Source organism: Vibrio sp. ECSMB14106 (assembly GCF_000972265.1).
Lineage (GTDB): Bacteria > Pseudomonadota > Gammaproteobacteria > Enterobacterales > Vibrionaceae > Vibrio > Vibrio kanaloae.
In genome coordinates, this window is record NZ_LAUM01000006.1 from 24,790 (window position 1) to 46,234 (window position 21,445).

20 protein-coding genes are annotated in these 21,445 nt (G+C 45.0%); 14 read left to right on the top strand and 6 right to left on the bottom strand.

Features of this window, described 5'->3' with window-relative positions; genetic code table 11:
- Positions 1 to 184: 184 nt before the first annotated feature.
- The gene (locus WR49_RS05940) at positions 185 to 1,024 is read right to left on the bottom strand and encodes a 23S rRNA (adenine(2030)-N(6))-methyltransferase RlmJ (RefSeq protein ID WP_046223395.1); all 840 of its coding nucleotides are present in this window, start codon (positions 1,022 to 1,024) and stop codon (positions 185 to 187) included.
- A gap of 279 nt (positions 1,025 to 1,303) precedes the next feature.
- Between WR49_RS05940 and prlC the strand changes: the two genes are divergently transcribed.
- Positions 1,304 to 3,346, top strand: coding sequence for an oligopeptidase A (gene prlC / locus WR49_RS05945; protein WP_017055559.1), 2,043 nt, complete (start codon positions 1,304 to 1,306; stop codon positions 3,344 to 3,346).
- A 132-nt stretch (positions 3,347 to 3,478) separates the two neighbouring features.
- Here the strand turns inward: prlC and asnC are convergent, their stop codons facing one another.
- Positions 3,479 to 3,943, bottom strand: coding sequence for a transcriptional regulator AsnC (gene asnC / locus WR49_RS05950; protein ID WP_017055560.1), 465 nt, complete (start codon positions 3,941 to 3,943; stop codon positions 3,479 to 3,481).
- Between the two features lie 125 nt (positions 3,944 to 4,068).
- Between asnC and WR49_RS05955 the strand changes: the two genes are divergently transcribed.
- From WR49_RS05955 to WR49_RS05965, 3 genes are all read left to right on the top strand, one after another.
- On the top strand, positions 4,069 to 7,179 hold the full coding sequence (locus tag WR49_RS05955; RefSeq protein ID WP_046223396.1) for an EAL domain-containing protein: 3,111 nt from the start codon (positions 4,069 to 4,071) through the stop codon (positions 7,177 to 7,179).
- Between the two features lie 174 nt (positions 7,180 to 7,353).
- Positions 7,354 to 8,133: a class I SAM-dependent methyltransferase gene (locus WR49_RS05960; protein ID WP_046223397.1), complete on the top strand. Its 780-nt coding sequence runs from the start codon at positions 7,354 to 7,356 to the stop codon at positions 8,131 to 8,133.
- 161 nt (positions 8,134 to 8,294) lie between these two features.
- Positions 8,295 to 8,849: a hypothetical protein gene (locus WR49_RS05965; RefSeq protein WP_046223398.1), complete on the top strand. Its 555-nt coding sequence runs from the start codon at positions 8,295 to 8,297 to the stop codon at positions 8,847 to 8,849.
- A gap of 93 nt (positions 8,850 to 8,942) precedes the next feature.
- On the opposite strand, the gene WR49_RS05970 is transcribed toward WR49_RS05965, so the two are convergent.
- A complete protein-coding gene (locus WR49_RS05970; protein ID WP_046223399.1) occupies positions 8,943 to 9,821 on the bottom strand; it encodes a carboxylate/amino acid/amine transporter in 879 nt (292 codons plus the stop codon).
- Between the two features lie 52 nt (positions 9,822 to 9,873).
- Complete coding sequence (gene uspA / locus WR49_RS05975; RefSeq protein ID WP_017055565.1) at positions 9,874 to 10,308, bottom strand: universal stress protein UspA; 435 nt, start codon at positions 10,306 to 10,308, stop codon at positions 9,874 to 9,876.
- Between the two features lie 186 nt (positions 10,309 to 10,494).
- On the opposite strand from uspA, the gene ftnA reads away from it, so the two are divergent.
- The 3 genes from ftnA (at position 10,495) to WR49_RS05990 (ending at position 12,826) form a co-directional block, all read left to right on the top strand.
- Positions 10,495 to 11,022, top strand: coding sequence for a non-heme ferritin (gene ftnA, locus WR49_RS05980; protein WP_017055566.1), 528 nt, complete (start codon positions 10,495 to 10,497; stop codon positions 11,020 to 11,022).
- A 68-nt stretch (positions 11,023 to 11,090) separates the two neighbouring features.
- A complete protein-coding gene (uspB, locus tag WR49_RS05985; protein ID WP_017055567.1) occupies positions 11,091 to 11,414 on the top strand; it encodes a universal stress protein UspB in 324 nt (107 codons plus the stop codon).
- A gap of 218 nt (positions 11,415 to 11,632) precedes the next feature.
- Positions 11,633 to 12,826 carry an NAD(P)/FAD-dependent oxidoreductase gene (locus WR49_RS05990; protein WP_046223400.1) on the top strand — a complete coding sequence of 398 codons (1,194 nt, stop codon included), beginning with the start codon at positions 11,633 to 11,635 and terminating at the stop codon, positions 12,824 to 12,826.
- 109 nt (positions 12,827 to 12,935) lie between these two features.
- On the opposite strand, the gene WR49_RS05995 is transcribed toward WR49_RS05990, so the two are convergent.
- On the bottom strand, positions 12,936 to 13,841 hold the full coding sequence (locus tag WR49_RS05995; RefSeq protein WP_046223401.1) for a DMT family transporter: 906 nt from the start codon (positions 13,839 to 13,841) through the stop codon (positions 12,936 to 12,938).
- A 138-nt stretch (positions 13,842 to 13,979) separates the two neighbouring features.
- Between WR49_RS05995 and rmuC the strand changes: the two genes are divergently transcribed.
- From rmuC to tatC, 7 genes are all read left to right on the top strand, one after another.
- Positions 13,980 to 15,512 carry a DNA recombination protein RmuC gene (gene rmuC, locus WR49_RS06000; RefSeq protein ID WP_046223402.1) on the top strand — a complete coding sequence of 511 codons (1,533 nt, stop codon included), beginning with the start codon at positions 13,980 to 13,982 and terminating at the stop codon, positions 15,510 to 15,512.
- A 66-nt stretch (positions 15,513 to 15,578) separates the two neighbouring features.
- Complete coding sequence (gene ubiE / locus WR49_RS06005) at positions 15,579 to 16,358, top strand: bifunctional demethylmenaquinone methyltransferase/2-methoxy-6-polyprenyl-1,4-benzoquinol methylase UbiE (RefSeq protein ID WP_029626870.1); 780 nt, start codon at positions 15,579 to 15,581, stop codon at positions 16,356 to 16,358.
- A 100-nt stretch (positions 16,359 to 16,458) separates the two neighbouring features.
- Positions 16,459 to 17,064, top strand: coding sequence for a ubiquinone biosynthesis accessory factor UbiJ (locus tag WR49_RS06010; protein WP_017055572.1), 606 nt, complete (start codon positions 16,459 to 16,461; stop codon positions 17,062 to 17,064).
- Positions 17,061 to 18,695, top strand: a complete 1,635-nt coding sequence (ubiB, locus tag WR49_RS06015) for a ubiquinone biosynthesis regulatory protein kinase UbiB (RefSeq protein WP_046223403.1) — start codon at positions 17,061 to 17,063, stop codon at positions 18,693 to 18,695. Before WR49_RS06010 ends, ubiB begins: the two co-directional genes overlap by 4 nt.
- 53 nt (positions 18,696 to 18,748) lie before the next feature.
- Positions 18,749 to 19,003 carry a Sec-independent protein translocase subunit TatA gene (gene tatA / locus WR49_RS06020; RefSeq protein ID WP_004735565.1) on the top strand — a complete coding sequence of 85 codons (255 nt, stop codon included), beginning with the start codon at positions 18,749 to 18,751 and terminating at the stop codon, positions 19,001 to 19,003.
- 3 nt (positions 19,004 to 19,006) lie between these two features.
- Positions 19,007 to 19,414, top strand: a complete 408-nt coding sequence (gene tatB, locus WR49_RS06025) for a Sec-independent protein translocase protein TatB (RefSeq protein WP_046223404.1) — start codon at positions 19,007 to 19,009, stop codon at positions 19,412 to 19,414.
- 147 nt (positions 19,415 to 19,561) lie between these two features.
- Positions 19,562 to 20,323: a twin-arginine translocase subunit TatC gene (gene tatC, locus WR49_RS06030; protein WP_046223405.1), complete on the top strand. Its 762-nt coding sequence runs from the start codon at positions 19,562 to 19,564 to the stop codon at positions 20,321 to 20,323.
- Between the two features lie 274 nt (positions 20,324 to 20,597).
- On the opposite strand, the gene WR49_RS06035 is transcribed toward tatC, so the two are convergent.
- Positions 20,598 to 21,362: a TatD family hydrolase gene (locus WR49_RS06035; RefSeq protein ID WP_017055576.1), complete on the bottom strand. Its 765-nt coding sequence runs from the start codon at positions 21,360 to 21,362 to the stop codon at positions 20,598 to 20,600.
- Between the last annotated feature and the right edge of the window lie 83 nt (positions 21,363 to 21,445).

A 21,445-nucleotide genomic window follows, 5' to 3' on the forward strand; every position in this document is an offset into this window, starting at 1 on the left:
TTCTCCATTTATTGAAGGCTGTAGTTACAGTGAGCGCACTGGATACCTACGTCCTATAGATTCTTAAATTATCTAATTATTATATTGAGGGCAGATCGGTTGAACTCAATCACCCTGTTTGAAATTTATTCGTGTACGTCACAATCTGCTGAATATTCGTCAGATTATGACGTTAAGTTCGAGATTACTCGGGTACGATCCACTCTACTTTGAAGTGACCGGTCGCCGGCGCAATTGCTTCCTTCAAGAATGGAAGAATCTCGTTCATTTGGCTTTCTAGCTTCCAAGGCGGGTTGATAACAATCATGCCTGATGCTGTCATGCCACGCTCGTTGGTATCTGGTGATACGCCCAGTTCGATTTGTAGAATCTTGTTGATGCCTAATCCTTCAAGTCCTTCGATCATATCTTCTATATCACAGCGGTTTACTACCGGGTACCAAATTGCGTAGATACCGGTTGCCCAGCGCTTATGACTTTGAGCAATCGCAGTCACCACATCGCGATACTCTTTTGCCAGCTCGTAAGGTGGGTCGATAAGTACCAAACCACGACGTTCTTTAGGTGGCAGGCTGCCTTTTAGGCGTTGGAAGCCATCTTCTTTGTAGATAGATACCTGACGATCGCAGTGGAACTCTTGCTCAAGCAGAGGGTGATCGGCTGGGTGAAGCTCAGTCAGTACCATGCGGTCTTGGTCGCGCAGGTGCGCGCGGGCAACACGTGGAGAGCCCGGGTAGAAACGCAGTTTTTCGCCATTGTTGAGTGCTGAGATAGACTCAAGGTAGCTTTGAATGTCTTCAGGAAGTTCTGTTTGTTCCCAGACGCGTGCAATACCTTGCTTGTATTCACCGGTTTTTTCAGACCATTCATGCGTTAAGTCGTAACGACCTACACCAGAGTGAGTGTCATGATAAACAAAAGGCTTATCTTTCTGTTTCAAAGAATTAAGAATAAGGCTCTGTACGATATGCTTTACTACGTCGGCATGGTTGCCCGCGTGGAAGCTGTGGCGATAACTTAACAAATTAAACTCTCGTAACACTCTCGATTTAGAGTGTGGTTAGTGTAGGTGGGGTGAATCTGACTATTATAACCCTCAATGGACTATAAATTCTCGAACAATTCAGGAACAGTCGTTCGCAATATGCAGTTAGTTATTGGTTCTACTATTGAAATTTGCCTTGTTGGGCACTATTTAATAACTATTCGCAGGTGATTTTTTTAGGCGACCCTTAGCCTGATGACTGTAAGACGACCCCATTACAAAAAAGACGAAAGTCTCTAAAGCCAAAGGAATGTTTATATGTCTAATCCGCTATTAACCTTCACGGACTTACCTCCGTTTTCACAAATCAAGCCTGAGCACGTTAAGCCAGCAGTTGAGCAAGTGATTGAAGCGTGTCGCAACAAGATAGAACAAGTACTTGAAGGTAATACTTCACCAAGCTGGGACAACCTCGTTGCTCCGATTGAAGAAGTGGACGATCGTTTAAGCCGCATTTGGTCACCTGTAAGCCATATGAATTCTGTCGTGAACAGTGATGAGCTACGTGACGCGTATGAGAGCTGTTTGCCTGCTCTATCTGAATACGGTACTTGGGTGGGTCAACACAAAGGTTTGTTTGAAGCGTACAAAGCGATCAAGGCGAGTGAAGCATTCTCGGCACTGAATCGAGCTCAGCAAAAAACCATTACTGACGCACTGCGCGACTTCGAACTGTCGGGCATTGGCTTACCTGCAGACGAACAGCATCGTTACGGCGAGATCAGCAAGCGCATGTCTGAGCTAGGTTCTCAATTCTCGAATAATGTACTTGATGCAACCATGGGTTGGAGCAAGCAGATCACAGACGTGGCTGAACTGGCGGGCATGCCTGAATCTGCGTTAGCTGCAGCGAAAGCAGCGGCGGAGTCTAAAGAGCAAGAAGGTTACCTACTGACTTTAGATATCCCGTCATACCTACCTGTGATGACTTACTGTGATAACCAAGAGCTACGTAAAGAGCTTTATGAAGCGTACGTAACGCGTGCTTCTGATCGTGGTCCAAATGCAGGTAAGTGGGACAACACAGAGATCATCACCGAGCAACTTAAACTGCGTCACGAAGTTGCACGCATGCTTGGATTCAACACCTACAGCGAAAAATCACTGTCGACCAAAATGGCTGAAACGCCGGATCAAGTGCTCGGTTTCCTCAATGACCTAGCCGTAAAAGCGAAACCACAAGGTGAGCGCGAAGTCGAAGAGCTACGTCAGTTTGCTGAGAAAGAGTTTGGTGTGTCTGAGCTAAACCTATGGGACATTGCTTACTACAGCGAAAAACAGAAGCAGAATCTATTTGAGATCTCTGATGAAGAGCTTCGCCCTTACTTCCCTGAATCCAATGTTGTATCAGGCCTATTTGAGGTACTAAACCGTGTGTTTGGTATGTCGGTAACAGAGCGTGAAGGTGTCGATACATGGCATGACTCAGTGCGCTTCTTTGATATCTTTGACGCGACAGGTGCACTGCGCGGTAGCTTCTATCTAGACCTATACGCACGTGAGCACAAACGTGGTGGTGCTTGGATGGATGACTGTCGTGGTCGTCGTATTACCGAATCTGGCGAGCTACAAACGCCAGTTGCTTACCTAACGTGTAACTTCAACAAGCCAGTTGGTGATAAGCCAGCACTGTTTACTCACGATGAAGTAGTGACCTTATTCCACGAATTCGGTCACGGTATCCACCACATGCTGACGCAAGTAGAAGCGGGTGCAGTTTCGGGTATCAATGGTGTGCCTTGGGATGCCGTTGAGCTGCCAAGTCAATTCCTAGAGAACTGGTGTTGGGAAGAAGAGGCGCTGTCGTTTATCTCTGGTCATTTCGAAACGGGTGAAGCCTTACCAAAAGAGATGCTCGAGAAGATGCTAGCGGCGAAGAACTTCCAATCTGCAATGTTTATCCTGCGTCAGCTAGAGTTTGGTTTGTTCGATTTCACGCTACACACAGAATACGATCCAGAAGTGGGGGCTCGCGTATTAGAGACGCTAGCCGATGTGAAATCTAAGGTATCGGTACTACCAAGCCTTGATTGGAACCGTTTCTCGCATAGCTTTGGCCACATCTTTGCTGGTGGCTACAGTGCAGGTTACTACAGCTATCTATGGGCAGAAGTGCTTTCAGCCGATGCGTTCTCTGCATTTGAAGAAGAAGGCATCTTCAATACAGAAACCGGTAATCGCTTTCTGAGTAACATCCTTGAAATGGGTGGCAGTGAAGAGCCAATGGAGCTATTCAAACGCTTCCGAGGTCGTGAGCCAAACATTGATGCAATGTTGCGTCATGCGGGAATCAACGCGTAATTGCTATCATTTCCGTAACGGTGGTAGTTGCTTAGTTCTATTGCGAGTTAATTAGCTTTCATTACGAGTTAATAGCGAAAAGAGCCTCTACGTTAGAGGCTCTTTTTTTGTCTACATTAAGCTGAATCAATGCTATGGATTCACATTGCGATTGATAGGGTTCTGCAATGAAATTAGGGTCTCGGTCGACTGAACTTCATCGATCGCTTGCAGCTTATCGATCAATACAAACTGCAGTTCTTCGATCGATTTACACATCAATTTGACAAAAATATTATAGGCGCCTGTGGTGTAGTACGCCTCTACCACTTCCTCTAAAGCATTGAGCTTGTCGATGGCTGAATGGTAATCGCGAGCGGCATTGAGATTGATGCCAATAAAGCAGCATACGTCGTAACCTAATTTTTTGGTGTTTACCACAACCTCGGTACGCTCAATAATGTCAGCCGCTCTCATCTTTTCGATACGAACATGAATCGTGGCTGGGCTGACATCAAACTGCTTTGCCATTTCAGCATAAGGCGTTCGCGCATCTTCCATTAAAGTTTTGAGAATGGCACGGTCTAGGTCATCTAGACGAGCGGTTGTTGTGGACATGCGTAATCCTTAGATTGAATGAAAACATACCGGCTAGAGTACACATCATAGCCAAGGGTGATAATATTAGCAGTAACTATAGTGTTAGGGTGAATACAGTGCGATTTTCGTTGTTATTAGTTTTGATGTGTTGGAGTGTTTTTACTTCAGCACAGACAAAAGATGTATTGGTCATTCACTCTTATCATCAAGGTTTTGTCTGGACAGATGATTTCCATGAAGGGTTGGCTGAAGAACTCGACCGTGACGGCCTGTCTTATCGTGTCGTTTATCTCGATAGCAAGCGTACTCAAAACACGGAATACTTAGAGCGAATTTATCAGCTATACCGTACCAAGCTGTCGCATGAAGAGTTTACCGCTGTGGTGGTCAGTGATAACAACGCCCTTAACCTGATGAAGCGCTTAGCGCCTGAGCTCAATGGCACGCCTGTTATTTTTGGTGGCATCAACAATTTCTCTCCACAAATGATAGAAGGTTTGAATGCGACGGGTATCACCGAAGATATTGATATAGCAAGCAATGTAGAGCTGATCAAGCGACTTCAATCGACAGTGGAAAAAATATATGTGGTCACTGATCATTCGGTAACGGGTGAAGCTATTCGCGCTCAAGTGGATCTATTCCTAGAAAAGCGTCCTGAGTTTTCTAGGTTGGTAGAGCAATATAAGCCCGACTCTTATCGAGAACTGATGACGTTCGCTCAACGCGCTGATATTACAAAAAGCCTGCTGTTTTGGGCTTACTACCGAGATATCAACGGCCGAGTCAGCAGTAATGAGGACTGGCGCCAGCTTAACAAAAAAGCTCAGATACCATTGTATATCGTGCATGATTTGGGGCTTGGGTATGGTGCTATTGGCGGTGTCATCCACCGTGGTAAGACACAAGGGCGAGGTACGGGGCAGGTGTTGCTGAAGGTGCTCGATAACCCGGATAAACCTTTGCCGAAAGTGGTTGCGGGCGCCCCAGAAATCAAACTTGATTACCAACAAATCTCACGCTGGGACTTGGGTGCTGAGAATGAAGCTTCGGTGTCCTTCTTCAATAAGCCCAAACCATTCCTGACTCGCTACCGCGATGAAATTCAGACCATAGGTTTGCTGTTCCTAACGATGTCGAGCGTCATCGCGATCTTGGTTTATTACCTTAATCGTCTCAAGAAAAGTGAGAGAACGAGCCGTCAGAGCCAACGGCTACTTGAGTCGATATTCGACCAGAGTTTACAGTTTATGGGGATTATCGATGAGGCTGGTGTGCTGTTGTCTAGTAATAGTAAATTGCATGAACTTCTTTACAACCAAGGCTATAAATTGGGGACGCCTCTTCAAAACCATCAACACTGGGAAGATTCTGCAAAGCAGCGGCTAAAGGAATATTTTATCTCTAAAGACGAACATCAGGCTTTGCGATTTGAAGCCGAAGTGTGGTGTCGTGATCGTGGCGCAATGGTATTGGACATCTCATTAAAGCCAATGCCGATCAGCGAAGGGGATGATATTCAGTTCTTATTTGAAGCTCGTGACGTTACGTCGGGTAAGCTTGTTGAGAATAAACTGTTCCAGCGTGAAGCAAACCTAAAGCTGTATTATGACAAACAACCGGTAATGATGATTACGCTAGATGGTCACAACCGCATCCAACAAGTGAATCAGTTTGCTGAAAAGTTGTTGGGCTATTCATTGAAACAGTTATTGGGCCATCGCCCTCGAGAGTTCTACGTTGATGAGAATGCGATGACTCCACGTAATATTTTATTGCAACCGCAGCATAAAATCCGCGGTGTGTGGCGCCGTGATATTGAATATCGTCATGCTGATGGCAGTACAATCTGGATTAGAGAAAATATTCGCCCGTTGGTTGAGTCTGATCAGCTGTTGATTGTGGGTGAAGACATTACTGAAACACACGAGCTGTCAGAAAAGTTAGAGTATCAAGCACAGTACGACTTGTTGACTGACACTTTTAACCGCAACCACTTTGAGCAAGAGCTGAAAAAGGCGCTTAAAGAGGTCGAAAGCCACATGCGAACTCATGCGATGTTGTTCCTAGATTTAGACCAACTGAAGGTGTTGAATGATACCGCAGGGCATGAAGCGGGCGATGCTGCGATCTTGTTTAGTGCAAAACTGTTAGAAGATGTGCTGCCCTATAATGCGTTATTGGCGCGCATGGGTGGTGACGAATTTGCCGTGTTAATCAAAGACTGCACCGAGCGAGATGCGCTCAATGTGTGTCGTAGCATTATCTCTATGATGAGTGAAAATTCATTTGTGTGGAGGGATATTCGCCTCAACCTCACTTGCTCTATCGGTCTTCGATTGATTGACCATACTGCCTCCTCACCGCAGATGGTGCATGCTCAGGCTGATGCTGCTTGTCATGTGGCCAAAGAGGAGGGACGTAACCGCTACCACCTTTATCATCAAGATGATGAAGACCTTCGTCGCCGTCATTTGGAGATGGAGAGCGTGAACTTGGTGCATGAAGCATTGGCCAATGATCGCTTAGAGCTATTTGCACAGCGTATTCTAGGCTTAGATATAGATTGCGAGAAAATGCATTTCGAGATCTTGGTTCGGATTAAGAATGTTGATGGGGAATACATCTCTCCGGGTATCTTCATGCCCGCTTCAGAGCGATACAACATTGCACACCTGATTGACCGCAAAGTGGTGAGCCTGACATTGAGTTGGTTGGAGCAACGGCCACAGGTTATTGATGAGCTTGGAATGTGCTCAATCAATTTGTCTGGTCATTCGATGGGTAATCGAGAGTTTGTCGAGTTCTTGATTGATAACCTCAAAAACTCGTCAATACCGAGCCATAAAATTTGTTTAGAGATCACTGAAACGGCCGCAATGAGTAACATGAAACAGGCGATCAAGTTCTTTACGAGAATTAAAGAGCTGGGCTGTATGATTGCACTGGATGATTTCGGTTCAGGGTTATCGTCGTTTGGGTATCTGAAGAAGCTACCGGTCGATATTGTGAAAATCGATGGTTTGTTTGTACGTGATATTGATGTCAACGAGATGGACCACGTGATGGTTCGTTCTATCAACGACCTCGCTAAGCAGATGGGCAAATATACGGTGGCTGAATTTGTTGAAAACACTCAGGTGATCGACAAACTGCTCGAGCTTGGTGTTAACTATGCGCAGGGTTACATCATAGGTAAGCCTAAGCCGCTTGAAGAATTAGTCGAAGAGTTACAGCAAGAGCGCTTTCTATAACATTTGGACTTAGTGAATATAGCTTTGTGATGAACGCTAAGCATCATGAGTGTTTTTCCTTACTCATCGTTTCTACGTATTCATCCTTTTTACACCGTTAATATGTATTGTTGAGGCAATCAGGTAAACTGGTTGCCTCTTTTATTTGAATACTACAGTCTGTTGGAGACGACCTTGCAACTACAACTGATTTGCGAAGATGCTACTCAAATCGATCATTTGAATGACTTAGCGACCCGCTGGAACTTATCTCATGATGAAAGCAGCGATTTTGCGTTGGTATTAACGAGCGAGCGACTTGAGTTACGCAAAGTAAACGAACCGAAGTTGGGCGCTATCTTTGTGGATTTAGTAGGAGGCGCAGTTGGTCACAGACGTAAGTTTGGTGGCGGTAAAGGCCAGGCGATTGCCAAGGCGGCAGGTTTAAACAAAGGAGCAACACCGACTATCCTCGATGGCACGGCCGGTTTAGGACGTGACGCGTTTGTGTTGGCCTCGTTGGGCTGTAAAGTGCAAATGGTCGAGCGTCATCCTGTCGTGGCCGCGTTGCTTGATGATGGTTTACAACGTGCGCAGCAAGATCCGGATATTGGTGGTTGGGTAAGTGAACGTATGACGTTGATTCACGCTTCAAGCCATGACGCCTTAAATCAGCTCTGTGATGATCCTAATTTCAAGCAACCAGATGTGGTTTACCTCGACCCTATGTACCCACACCCTGAAAACAAAAAGAAATCGGCTTTGGTTAAAAAAGAGATGCGCGTATTCCAATCTTTGGTCGGCGCTGATATGGATGCTGATGCTTTATTACAACCGGCTCTTAAGCTCGCATCAAAACGCGTTGTGGTTAAAAGGCCGGATTACGCCGCGTGGTTAGACGAGCAAAAACCAAGCATGGCGATCGAAACCAAAAAGAACCGTTTTGATGTGTATGTGAAAGCATCAATGACCTAGGTAAAATATCAATTACTCAGTTAAAGCATCAATAACTTAGCGACATGCTAAGAAAACTCCCCGTCATAAATACGATAAATCACCATTTAACACTTGCGATAGTCGCGTTACGGATGTATATCTAACTAAGAATCATTATTATTCTTAGCTGGAGTTGTAGCATGGCTAAACGCTTTTGTAAGTTAAACCGTCGAGATATTACCGAACATCTAGGTGAGATCCACAGCTTGGTCACTGAACCCAAGTTTGTGTGTCGTTCTTGTGCGCGTTCTTCGGCAGATCAAGCGAACCTATGCAAACCGACTGCAATTCCACCGCTTGGTTGTCAAAGCAAACCCATCGAAGAGAAAGTGGTGTGTGGCCTGTTAGCTGAAACGCTGCCTAAGCCTGAAATAACGCTTGTTGAGGTTGTAGATACGCCTGATTCTGCCGTACAAATGTTTGATCCTAGCGTTGCTAAGAAACCATCATTGAAAAAAGCCAAGCTGAAAAAAATCATGGCGAGCAACGGTCAGAAAAAAGAGCTTAAGCGAGCGAAAAAAGCCGCGAAGAAGCAAGAGAAGTACAATAAGAAACTGGCGAAGGTGATTAAGAAGCAGCAAAAGCTGTTTAAGAAAAGTCAGAAGATGGAAAGCAAACTGGAACGCATCAACCTACAACTTGATGACGTTGTTTTCACAGAAAGCCAATCGTTGGTAGCAAACCATATTCACTAATACTGAAGATGATAAGTTTATTTAAAAAGAGCGACCTTAGGTCGCTCTTTTGCTTTCTGGGGTAGCCACAATCTGTTCAATCCAATCGAACGGTTAAATGTTGCTTGCTGATCTCGCTACGCGCTTCTTCACCCAGGTCTCATTGAGGAATAGAGAAAACAAGATAACGCAGCCACCAATGGCAAGTCGAACCAGGTCAACATCCCTATTCCAAATCAGGATGTTCACTACAAGGCCGGTTGGAACTAAGGCATTATTCATTACGGCCAGTGCGCCTGCATTCACCATACATGCGCCTTTATTCCACATAAAGTAACCCAGCCCCGAGGCTATCAAGCCTAGGTAAATCAGGATTCCCCATTGCAGTGTGGTCGTTGGCAACTTCTCAGCGTTGCCCAGTAGCATGAAAGCAACCGAAGCGACGCATAACGCACCTAAGTAAAAGTAACCAAAGACCGTTCTTTGCGGTAGTTCAGTCGATTCCTTCTCCATTACCACTTTATAGCCTACTTGCCCGATAGCAAAGCACAGGTTAGCGCCTTGCACGACTAAGAAACCGACTAAAAAATTGTCGTTGATTCCCGCAAACTTAATGAAAATGGCTCCAAGTACTGCCGTCGCTGCTGTTACCAAATACCACGGTGAAAACTGCCCTTTTAGAAAGTCATAAATAAGTGTGACGTAGATCGGGGTGAAAACGGTAAACAAAAGGACTTCAGGCACAGATAGTAGCAAGAAAGATTGATAGTAGAAGCAGTACATCAGACCAAGCTGGATACCACCAATTGCCATCAATTTAGCGATCAACTTACGCGAGACGCCACGGAACTTAAGGAAAGGAATAAATACGATGCCAGCAAGGGCGACGCGCATTAAAACAGAAAACCAAGAATCAACCTGACCAGCAAGGTAGACGCCAATCAGGCTAAATGAGAAGGCCCACAGGAGGGTAACACCAGCTAAATAGCTCATACAAAAACTTCGTTAATAAGATATGAGCTGTATGTTACCTAACCTTAAATCATTAGTCTTCTGAATCTCTTAGAGGCACGACCAGCATATCAACCGGTGATGCGTTGATCAGTTGTCGTGTTGAAGAAAGCAGCTTGCTCCAAAAATCTTGGTGATGTCCGCAGACCACTAGATCAACATTAAACTCGTTGATGGTGTCACACAGTTCATGACTCAAGTCACCGCTGCCTACTAAAGTATGAGCGATTGGGTACTGAGCGTGTTCAGCAAAACTTTGTAATTGAACTCGTGATGCTTCCATCGCATTGTGCTGAGTTTCTGCCATGTTGATATCAATCAGCCCAGTATAAAGCTCGGCATAATTAATATCGATGTGGATAAAAGAGACTTTTGCACCCAATGGTTTAGCCAATACAACCGCTTTATCGACGAGTCGTTTACTGTCTTCAGATAAATCGACCGCAACCAAAATATGTTTGTAACTCATATCGCTACCTCCCTATTCATTGTCTAGTTAAAGATTAGCACTATGTGATACCTTTTTTTGCCAGAGTGATCTCATATCCATCGTCTTGCGTAGTAAGAGGGAAATATTGGTTAACTAATGGCCTGCGAGATATTCATTAAATAGTGATATGATAGAGAAAATAACGGATGTAATTAGGAGACCGAAATGCTGTCTAAAACAATGGTTGAGCAACTGAACGATCAAATTAACCTCGAATTTTTCTCATCCAATCTATACTTACAAATGAGTGCTTGGTGTGAAGACAAAGGATTTGAAGGTGCAGCAGAGTTTCTGCGTGTTCATGCAGTAGAAGAAATGGGACACATGCAACGTCTTTTCACTTACGTAAGTGAAACGGGTGCGATGCCAATTCTAGGTGCGATTGAAGCGCCAAAACATGAATTTGATAGCCTTGGTGCAGTGTTCCGTGAAACTTATGAACATGAGCAAATGATTACTCAAAAAATCAACAAACTCGCTCACGTCGCTTTTAGCACACAAGATTACTCAACCTTTAACTTCTTGCAATGGTACGTTGCAGAGCAACACGAAGAAGAAAAATTATTTAAAGGTGTATTAGATAAGCTAGAACTTGTTGGTGAAGACGGTAAAGCACTGTTCTTTATTGATAAAGACTTAGCGCAATTGGCAAAAGATGGTTCATCTTCTATTATGGAAACTCCTGCTGTTTAGGTAGTAAGAGAAAGACACTGATTATCTTTTTCTTCCGAGTTTTCTGATGAAGATGTAGGGAGGAAAGGATGATCAGCGGCGACACTATTCTATTTGCACTAATGGTTGTGACATGTGTGAATTGGTTGCGTTATTTTACTGCGCTACGAACACTCATTTATATTATGCGAGAAGCGCACCCTCTGCTGTATCAACAAGTAGACGGAGGCGGTTTTTTCACAACCCATGGCAATATGACCAAACAGGTTCGCTTGTTTAGTTACATAAAAAGCAAAGAATATCATCATCACCATGATGAAGTTTTCACATCGAAATGTGATCGAGTGAGGCAGCTATTTATACTTTCTGTCTCTTTGCTGGGTGTAACGTTACTATCTTCGTTCATCGTTTAAGCGTGATCTGGGTTTTGGTTGTGGGTCTCGTATCCAATCAGTGAACATATTGATGCTTGCGATTCGTACAATTGAACATCAATTGCAAAGTTGAAAATTGCCGCTAAAATAGCGAGCAACAAGTAAGGATGTGCTGTTTATGCACATCCTTTTTTATTGACCGCATTTCGAGAACAGGGCGTACTCGGGCTGCAAAAGTGAAGAAAAGCAGAACCACAATGAGTGAAAAATTTGATGTAATCGTAATTGGTGCGGGCGCCGCGGGCTTAATGTGTGCTGCGGAAGCTGGGAAACGCGGCCGACGAGTGCTGGTGGTTGATCATGCAAAGAAACCAGGCAGAAAAATTTTAATCTCAGGTGGTGGCCGTTGTAACTTCACTAACTATGATGTTTCAGCAAACAACTTCCTGTGTAACAACCCTCACTTCGTGAAGTCAGCGCTGTCTCAATACACCAACTGGGATTTTATCTCGATGGTGAGCAAGTACGGCATTGAGTTCGAAGAGCGTGCTCACGGCCAATTGTTCTGTGTGAATGACCACACCGCAAAAGACATCGTGAGCATGCTGCTTGAAGAGTGTAAGCAAGAGAAAGTTGAACAGCGCTACCGTTGTGATGTTCACTCCATCGAAAAAACAGATACTGGCTTTAAGATGCACCTCAACACCGACGAAGTTGAGTGTGACTCATTGGTTGTCGCGACAGGTGGTTTGTCGATGCCTAAGCTCGGCGCAACGCCATTTGGCTATAAGATTGCCGAGCAGTTTGGTTTGTCTGTGTTGCCGACTACCGCAGGTTTGGTGCCATTTACTTTGCATAAAGAAGACAAAGAAGCCTTCGCTGAGCTTTCTGGTATCGCCATCCCTGCTGAGATCACCGCTCAAGACGGCACTGTATTCAAAGAAGCGCTGCTGTTTACACACCGCGGCTTATCTGGCCCGTCAGTACTGCAAATCTCTTCATTCTGGAAAGCGGGCCAATCGGTCTCTATCAACCTAGTACCCGAAGTGGATGTTGCGGAGCTACTTGAAAACTCTCGCGAGAAACACCCAAACCAGAGCCTGAAAAACACCTTGGCGAAAGTATTGCCAAAGCGTTTTATTGAAGTACTGATTGATCGTAAAGAGCTGGAAGACAAGCCACTTAAACAGTTTAATGAAAAGCAATTAAATGGCGTTGTAGAACATCTAGAAAACTGGAAAATCGCACCCAATGGGACTGAAGGCTACCGAACGGCCGAAGTCACTCTCGGAGGGGTGGATACTCATCACCTATCTTCAAAAACCATGGAGTGTAAGAGTGTCTCTGGCCTCTACTTTATCGGTGAAGTGATGGATGTAACTGGCTGGCTGGGTGGCTACAACTTCCAATGGTGTTGGAGTTCTGGCTTTGCCGCAGGGCAGTGGGTTTAGTTATTTAGTCAGATGAATAAAAATGGCGAGTCACATGACTCGCCATTTTTGTATCTATTTCAGAGTGAAAAGTAACTAAGTTGATGGCTTTCGCAGTCAATCGACACTTTTAGTTCTCATTAGCAACTGTCTTGTTTTTTGAAAACTTGATCTGCTGAATCACCAAGCCGGAAATTATTAATACTAGGCCAAACAGTGTCGCCGGGTGAATCTCTTCGCCAATGATGGTTGAAAGTAGCATTAGTGAGATAAACGGTGAGGCAAAGATTAGGTTACTGATGCGTGCTGTGTTGTTGGTCAGTTTCAGTGCAGATAGCCACAACACAAAGGTAATACCCATCTCAAATAGGCCAACGTAAGTCACCGCCATCCAACCCTTCGCTGTGATTTGGCTAAAACTCTCGCCTTCGTAAAGGGTTAAACCAATCGCGAATGGCAATGCCACTAAGAACCCAAGCAGTACGCCAACCACAGGGTCAGCCTTGTTTTTGGTGTTGAGAATCCAGTAACCCGCCCAAAGCAGGGTTGAAAGCAGCGCCAGTGCCACCCCGAGTGGGCTATCGAACTGCATGCCTAGCACGTCGCCTTTGGTAGCAATCACCACCACGCCGGCATAGCTGAAGGTACACGCTATCCAATCTTGTTTGCGAATCTTTTGTCCTAGAAACACCGCTGCCATTAAGGTTAGGGTGATCGCCCAGCTGTAGTTGATGGCTTGAGCTTGAGAAGCGGGCAGTAGGTCATACGCTTTAAAGAGAATCAGGTAGTAGGCTAGAGGGTTCACCAAACCGAGCAGGAGGTAATACCAAGGGTTGGAAAGAAACGTAGTACTCAACTGAGTAAGTTTGCCTTGAAAGGCGCAAACCGCGATCAGTGCAATCGACGACACAATGCTGGCGATGGTCAGCATTTGAATCGGTGAAAACTCAGCAAGGGTCAGCTTAAAAGCAGTAGCGACCGTTGACCACAGTAGCACTGCGGAAAGGCCAAAGCCCAAGGCACGACGTTCGTTCATAGCAACTCATTCTAATTTGATGGAAATTAATACAGAGCGCTTAGTCTATCTGGCGAATTTTAATACGGCAAACTGGACATTTATCCAGTATCAAAATACCATTTAATGAGTTATTTCCAATTAGGCTAAGTCATTATCATGCAATGGATTATCGAACATCAAGTAACGCTTATTGCTGCAATTTCTGGCGCGCTCGTCAGTAGCAGTGTGGTGGGTTGGTGGATAAAGCAAAAGTTCTCTTTTCAACAGCGACTTCTTGAACAGCAACTTGAGTCCGATCGTTTGTTGCATCAATCTCAACAGGCGCAACTCAAGTTATCGCTTGCAGAGGCACAACAAGAGTTGGATGAGCTGGATGATGAGCGAGACAAAGCGGTATTTGAACTCAAGCAAGCGCACGGCAAGGTGATGGCCGCGATGGAAAAGCTTCGTTATTTTGAAGCCGTTAAGCAGGAGCGCCAGCAATATGCTGATGAGATCAATGTGCTGAAAGCTCATAAATCAGAGCTAGAAGCTGAGCTGCGAGAGCAAGAGGCGAGGCATGATCAAGAAAATCTCGCCAATAATGAAAAACTGCAGCTGTTGGAGCATGCTGAATCTCGATTAAAGCAACAGTTTGAGCATTTAGCTAACCAGTTATTTGAAACTAAAACCGCCAAGGTTGATCAGCAGAACAAGCAGAGCCTAGAAGGTTTGTTGTCACCTTTGAGAGAACAGCTAGAAGGTTTTAAAAAGCAGGTTAACGATAACTTTAGCCAAGAAGCCAAAGAGCGTCATACTTTGGTGCATGAACTTAAAAACCTGCAACGTCTGAATGAGAGCATGACGCGTGAAGCGGTGAACCTGACTCAAGCGCTTAAGGGTGATAATAAACAGCAAGGTAACTGGGGTGAGGTGGTATTGGCTCGCGTACTTGCTGAATCAGGCCTGCGCGAAGGCCATGAATACCAAACGCAAGTGAACCTGCAAAACGATGCGGGCAAGCGTTATCAACCGGATGTGATTGTTCATCTGCCACAAGATAAGCAAGTGGTGGTGGATTCGAAAATGGCGTTGGTGGCCTTTGAACGCTACTTCAATGCTGAAACTGATCAACAACGCGATGCTGCACTACGGGATCACTTAGTTTCTCTAAGAGCGCACATCAAAGGCTTGAGCCAGAAAGATTATCATCAACTCAAAGGCATTCAGAGCCTCGATTATGTGTTGATGTTTATTCCGGTAGAGCCGGCATTTCAAGTGGCGATTCAAGCCGACCCTAGCTTAGTCAAAGACGCGATGGAGCAAAACATCATCTTGGTTAGCCCAACGACCTTGCTGGTGGCACTGCGTACCATTGATAACCTGTGGCGCAACGACAGGCAGAACCAGAACGCTCAAGTAATTGCGGAACGTGCGAGCAAGCTTTACGACAAATTGCGCTTGTTTGTTGATGACATGGAAGGCCTTGGTAGCTCATTAGATAGAGCCAATCAAAGCTACCAAGGTGCCATGAATAAGCTAGTAACAGGGCGGGGCAATGTGATTCGTCAGGCAGAAAGCTTCAAGCAATTGGGTGTTGAAGTGAAAAAACCGATTTCGATAGGTTTGGCTGAAATGGCGCAAAATGAGGCTTTTTCAGAAAATGCCTCCTTAGTAGAAAGACAACCCGCTGAGGATAAAGTAAACTAATCGGCCGCAGCGCCTCTTAAAGAGAGAGTGTGCTGTCGATGAGAACTTACCATGGTAGATAACAGCATTATGGACACAAGCGTGCAGACAAATTCAGAAGTAGAGTCAGAAACCACACACTTTGGTTTCGAAACCGTCGCGAAAGACGAAAAAGTCGCGAAAGTCGCAGAGGTATTTCACTCTGTAGCCGCTAAATACGACATCATGAATGATTTAATGTCGGGTGGTGTTCACCGCTTGTGGAAGCGATTCACGATTGATTGCAGTGGCGTTCGCCCGGGTCAACGTGTTCTAGACCTCGGTGGTGGTACTGGCGATCTTACGGCGAAATTCTCGCGTATTGTTGGTGACAAAGGCCACGTGGTTCTTGCTGATATCAACAATTCAATGCTGAATGTTGGCCGTGATAAGCTGCGAGATAACGGTATTGTGGGCAATGTGCACTACGTACAAGCCAATGCTGAAGAGCTACCATTCCCAGATAACTACTTCGATTGCATTACCATTAGCTTCTGTCTGCGTAACGTAACCGATAAAGACCAAGCATTGCGTTCAATGTTCCGCGTACTTAAGCCGGGCGGCCGCCTGTTGGTTCTGGAGTTTTCGAAGCCAGTACTTGAGCCACTATCGAAAGTGTATGACGCATACTCCTTTCACCTGTTACCTAAAATTGGTGAGCTGATTGTCAATGATGCAGACAGTTACCGCTACCTTGCTGAATCTATCCGCATGCACCCAAATCAAGAAACTTTAGAAGGCATGATGCAAGACGCGGGTTTTGAAAACACTAAATACTACAACCTAACGGGCGGCATTGTTGCGCTGCACCGGGGTTACAAGTTCTAGTCGAACTTGACAGTAGGCTCGTTGAGCTGGCTAGACAATAAAAGAATAAAGACAGAACGGATAGGTTAAGGCTTATCCGTTTTCAAAGGTAAGGACAGTCATGCCATTTGATCCATTGGTCACCGCGGTTATTGAAACCTCTTTAAATACTTTCGTGAACGATGATCCAGCCTTGGTTCGTCGTTTGTCTCGTTTAAAGGGGCAGATCATTCAAGTCAATTTGAAAGAGTTGAATAAAACACTCACTTTCGTTTTCAGCCAACAAATTGATGTATTGGCTGACTATGAAGGACAACCTGATTGTTATTTATCCTTGAATCTATCGGTATTACCGGAACTGCGTGAGCAGTCGAATATCACTAAGCTGATCAAGCAAGATAAGCTGATCTTAGAAGGTGATATTCAGTTGGCACAAAAATTTGCTCAATTGATGACAGACTGCAAGCCTGACTTGGAAGAGTGGTTGTCACGAGTGACTGGCGATGTGGTTGCGCATACCTTGGTCCAAAGCGCTAAAAATGTGGGTGACCTGATGGCCAAGCAGGCAACTAAGCATCAAAACCACCTTGCTCAGGTTTTGACTGAGGAGTGGAAGATGGCACCCGCTCCGTTAGAAGTCGCACATTTTTGCGATCAGGTTGATGACGTAAAAAGTGCCACCGCACGCCTTGAATCAAAATTGAATACTCTGTTGGAGAAAGCATGACCCCTGCAGAAGTGAAACGTCTTTATCATATTATCAAGGTACAGTTAGAGTATGGCCTTGATGAGTTGATGCCAGAACACCAATTGACTAAAGCCCCTTTGCTGGCGAGAAAGGCACTGTTTTGGCTCAAGAATAAGCATCAAGATAAAGAGTTAGGCCACCGCTTGCGTTTAGCATTACAAGAATTAGGGCCGGTCTGGATCAAATTCGGACAAATGATGTCGACTCGTCGTGACCTATTTCCTCCTCATATCGCCGATCAATTGGCGTTGTTGCAAGACCAAGTGGCGCCATTTGATGGCGCGTTGGCCAAGCAAGATATGGAAACGGCACTGGGTGGCAGTTTAGATAACTGGTTTACTGATTTTGATATTGAGCCACTGGCTTCGGCTTCTATTGCTCAGGTGCATACGGCAAAGCTGAAAGAGAGTGGTCGCGAGATTGTTCTCAAGGTAATTCGACCTGATATTCGCCCGGTGATTGATGCAGATCTAAAACTGATGCACCGAATGGCGCGTATAGTCGCTAAGTCGCTTCCTGAAGCACGTCGTTTGAAACCCGTTGAGGTGGTCCACGAGTACGAAAAAACGCTACTTGATGAATTAGATCTGCGTCGTGAGGCAGCCAATGCGATTCAACTGCGACGTAATTTTGAAGGCAGTGAAGAGCTTTATGTTCCAGAGGTTATCCCTGATTTAAGCAGTGAAACCCTGATGGTGTCAGAACGAATCTATGGTATTCAGGTTTCAGACATTGAAACGCTAAACGCCAACGGCACTAACATGAAATTGCTGGCTGAACGCGGTGTGACAGTATTCTTCACCCAAGTGTTCCGCGACAGCTTTTTCCATGCAGACATGCATCCGGGTAACGTGTTCGTTAACCCTGAAAATCCAGATAATCCTCAGTGGATTGGCTTGGATTGTGGCATTGTCGGCACGCTTAACAGTGAAGATAAGCGCTATTTAGCCGAAAACCTGCTGGCTTTCTTTAATCGAGATTACCGTAAAGTCGCAGAGCTGCACGTGGATTCTGGATGGGTGCCACACGATACCAACGTCAATGATTTCGAATTTGCGATTCGTATGGTGTGTGAGCCTATTTTTGCCAAACCACTTGGCGAGATCTCATTTGGCCATGTGTTGCTAAACTTATTTAATACAGCAAGACGTTTCAACATGGAGGTTCAACCTCAGTTGGTACTTCTGCAGAAGACCTTGTTGTATGTGGAAGGCCTAGGCCGCCAGTTGTATCCGCAACTTGATTTGTGGGCAACGGCGAAGCCTTTCCTAGAAACTTGGATGATGAATCAAGTGGGGCCGCAAGCTGTGATTAACGCAGTCAAAGAGCGCGCGCCATTTTGGGCAGAAAAACTGCCAGAGCTGCCAGAGCTACTTTATGACAGCTTGCGCCAAGGTAAAGCGATGAACCACAGAATGGATCAGCTTTATCAAGGCTACCGAGATAGTAAGCGTCAGCAAGCGACTGGAAAGTTTTTGTTTGGCGTTGGAGCTACTTTAGTCGTATGCTCCGCAATATTAGTTTCAAGCCCTTATGAGCAGCTATCCATGGGCTGTGGCATCGCAGGTGTCACATTTTGGTTGCTTAGTTGGCGAGCTTACCGTCGTTAGACAGTAGACTCTCTTAATATTTTTATGTGTAGACAGACCCGAGGACAATGACAATGGGTGGTATCAGTATTTGGCAACTTTTAATCATTGCTGTAATTGTAATTTTGCTATTCGGAACAAAGAAACTGCGCGGCATGGGTGGTGACTTAGGTTCAGCGGTTAAAGGCTTCAAAAAAGCGATGAGCGATGAAGACAAGCCTGCAGATAAGAAAGATGCAGACTTCGAACCAAAGAATATTGAACAGCAGAAGAAAGAAGCGAGCGCTGAAACAACTGCTGAAACAAAGAAAGACAAAGAGCAGGCGTAAATCGTGTTTGATATCGGTTTTTGGGAACTGGTATTAATATCTGTCGTTGGGTTAGTGGTTTTAGGACCTGAGCGTTTGCCCGTAGCGATTCGCAGTGTCTCCAAGTTTGTTGGACAAGCGAAAAGCATGGCAAATAGTGTGAAAGATGAACTTTCTCATGAGCTTAAGGTACAAGAGCTGCAAGAAAACCTACGTAAGGCGGAAAAAATGGGTATGGAAGATTTATCTCCAGACCTACAAGCATCAGTCGATGAACTTAAGCAGGCCGCTGCTGATGTTCAACGTCCATATGCTAAGCCTGAGTCTGATAAGCCAAGTGAGACTAAATCCAGTGTCACGGAAGCTGTGGAATCTGAAACTATTCAGGTTAACAGTGAGGCTTCAGCACCGTCAGATAAGAAAGCCGAATAGTCTCGCAAGGAGGAGTCGCCAGATACTTATGTAGCTAGATGTTTAAGTAGCTAAATATTTAAGTAGATAGCTATTCAAGTGGATACTAATTCAACTGGATAGATAGGCGCGCGGCTCCTTTTCGATCTTCCTTTTAAGAGGTTTGACATGTCTTCGACTGAGCAGACACAGCCTTTAATTAGCCATCTTCTAGAGCTACGTAATCGCCTACTGCGTGCGATTGTTGCAGTTCTGGTTGTGTTTGTTGGGCTAATTTATTTTGCTAATGATATTTATGAATTCGTATCGGCACCCTTGGTAGATCGCCTACCTGAAGGGGCGACGATGATTGCAACGGATGTTGCATCACCATTTTTCACGCCGTTAAAGTTAACTTTAGTAGCCTCTATTTTTGTCGCGGTACCGTTTATTTTGTATCAAGTATGGGCTTTTGTTGCACCAGGCTTATACAAACATGAGAAGCGTTTGATAATGCCTTTGCTGGCTTCAAGTTCGCTGCTGTTTTACTGTGGTGTAGCGTTTGCTTACTTCGTGGTATTCCCGTTGGTATTTAGCTTCTTTACCACTATCTCTTTGGGACAGGTGGAGTTTGCGACAGACATATCGAGTTATCTTGATTTTGTACTGGCACTGTTCTTGGCCTTTGGTATTGCTTTTGAAGTGCCTGTTGCGATTATCTTGTTATGTTGGACTGGTGCGACAACGCCTAAATCGCTGTCTGAAAAGCGCCCTTATATTGTTGTGGGTGCGTTCATTATCGGCATGATGCTGACACCACCTGATATGATTTCGCAAACGCTGTTGGCCATTCCAATGTGTATTTTGTTTGAGATTGGTCTGTTCTTTGCGCGCTTCTATGTGCGTAAGCCGAATGGCGATGAAGATGAAGAGGAAGAAGCTGAATCTTAATTGAACCGTGCTTCTTAACGAGTCATTTAACAATAAAAAAGCGGCCTATGGCCGCTTTTTATTGTGTCTTGTCTATCGAATCTTTAACTGATATCCACAGTTTTGGCATATATAGAGCTCTTTAATCCCTAATATTTTATGCCACAAGGTCCGATGCTGGCGTTGCAAGTGCTGTGAGTGGTCACACATAATCATCATCTCCATATGAATGCAGTTGATAATAGACCTGTTGCTTTCTCTTCTCAAATATTTTGGTGGTTTAAATCAATTTGATTTATGACAAATTAAATAAGTCTCTCGCATTTTGAGTGGTTATTGCGTCAACTTCTTTCATTGTCATGCCCCTTAGGTCGGCAATACGTTTCGCAACCAACTCCGTATAAGCGGGTTCATTGCGTTTACCACGGTGTGGCGCGGGTGCTAAATAAGGGCAATCTGTTTCCAAGATGACGTAATTCATATCCAGATGTGGGATTACCTTATCCATCCCCGAATTCTTAAAAGTAGAGACTCCCCCTAACCCTAAATGAAAACCTAGTTCATTGATCGCTTGAGCTTCTTCTAAGCTGCTCCCAAAGCAGTGGAACACGCCACGTAAGCTGCCATCTTGCTCTTGACGGAGTAGAGTTAGTGTCTCCTCGATAGAGTCTCGAGTATGGATCACTACTGGTAGATCGAGTTCTTTTGCCCACTGCAGTTGAGTCACAAACGCCATCTCTTGTTCGGCTTTAAAGGTTTTATCCCAGTACAGGTCGATACCAATTTCACCTACGGCGATAAAGTCACGCTTATCGAACCAAGCTCGAATGGTTTTCAGGGTTTGTTCAATATTGGCATCCACGTAGCAGGGGTGTAAGCCCATCATCGAATGACACACCTCAGGGAACTGTGCTTCCGTTGCTAGCATTGGCTCGATAGATTCTAAATCGATATTAGGTAGCAGAATCGTATCAATTCCTTGATCTCGTGCGCGTTGTACTACTTGTTCGCGGTCTTCGTCGAATTCGCTCGCGTAAATATGAGCATGGGTGTCGATCATTATTTTGTCCTGAAAGCGGTCTGTACTGAGTTGTTGTGAGTATACGGCAGTGTGAGGAGAAGGTCATTTTTTGCCATTCATCC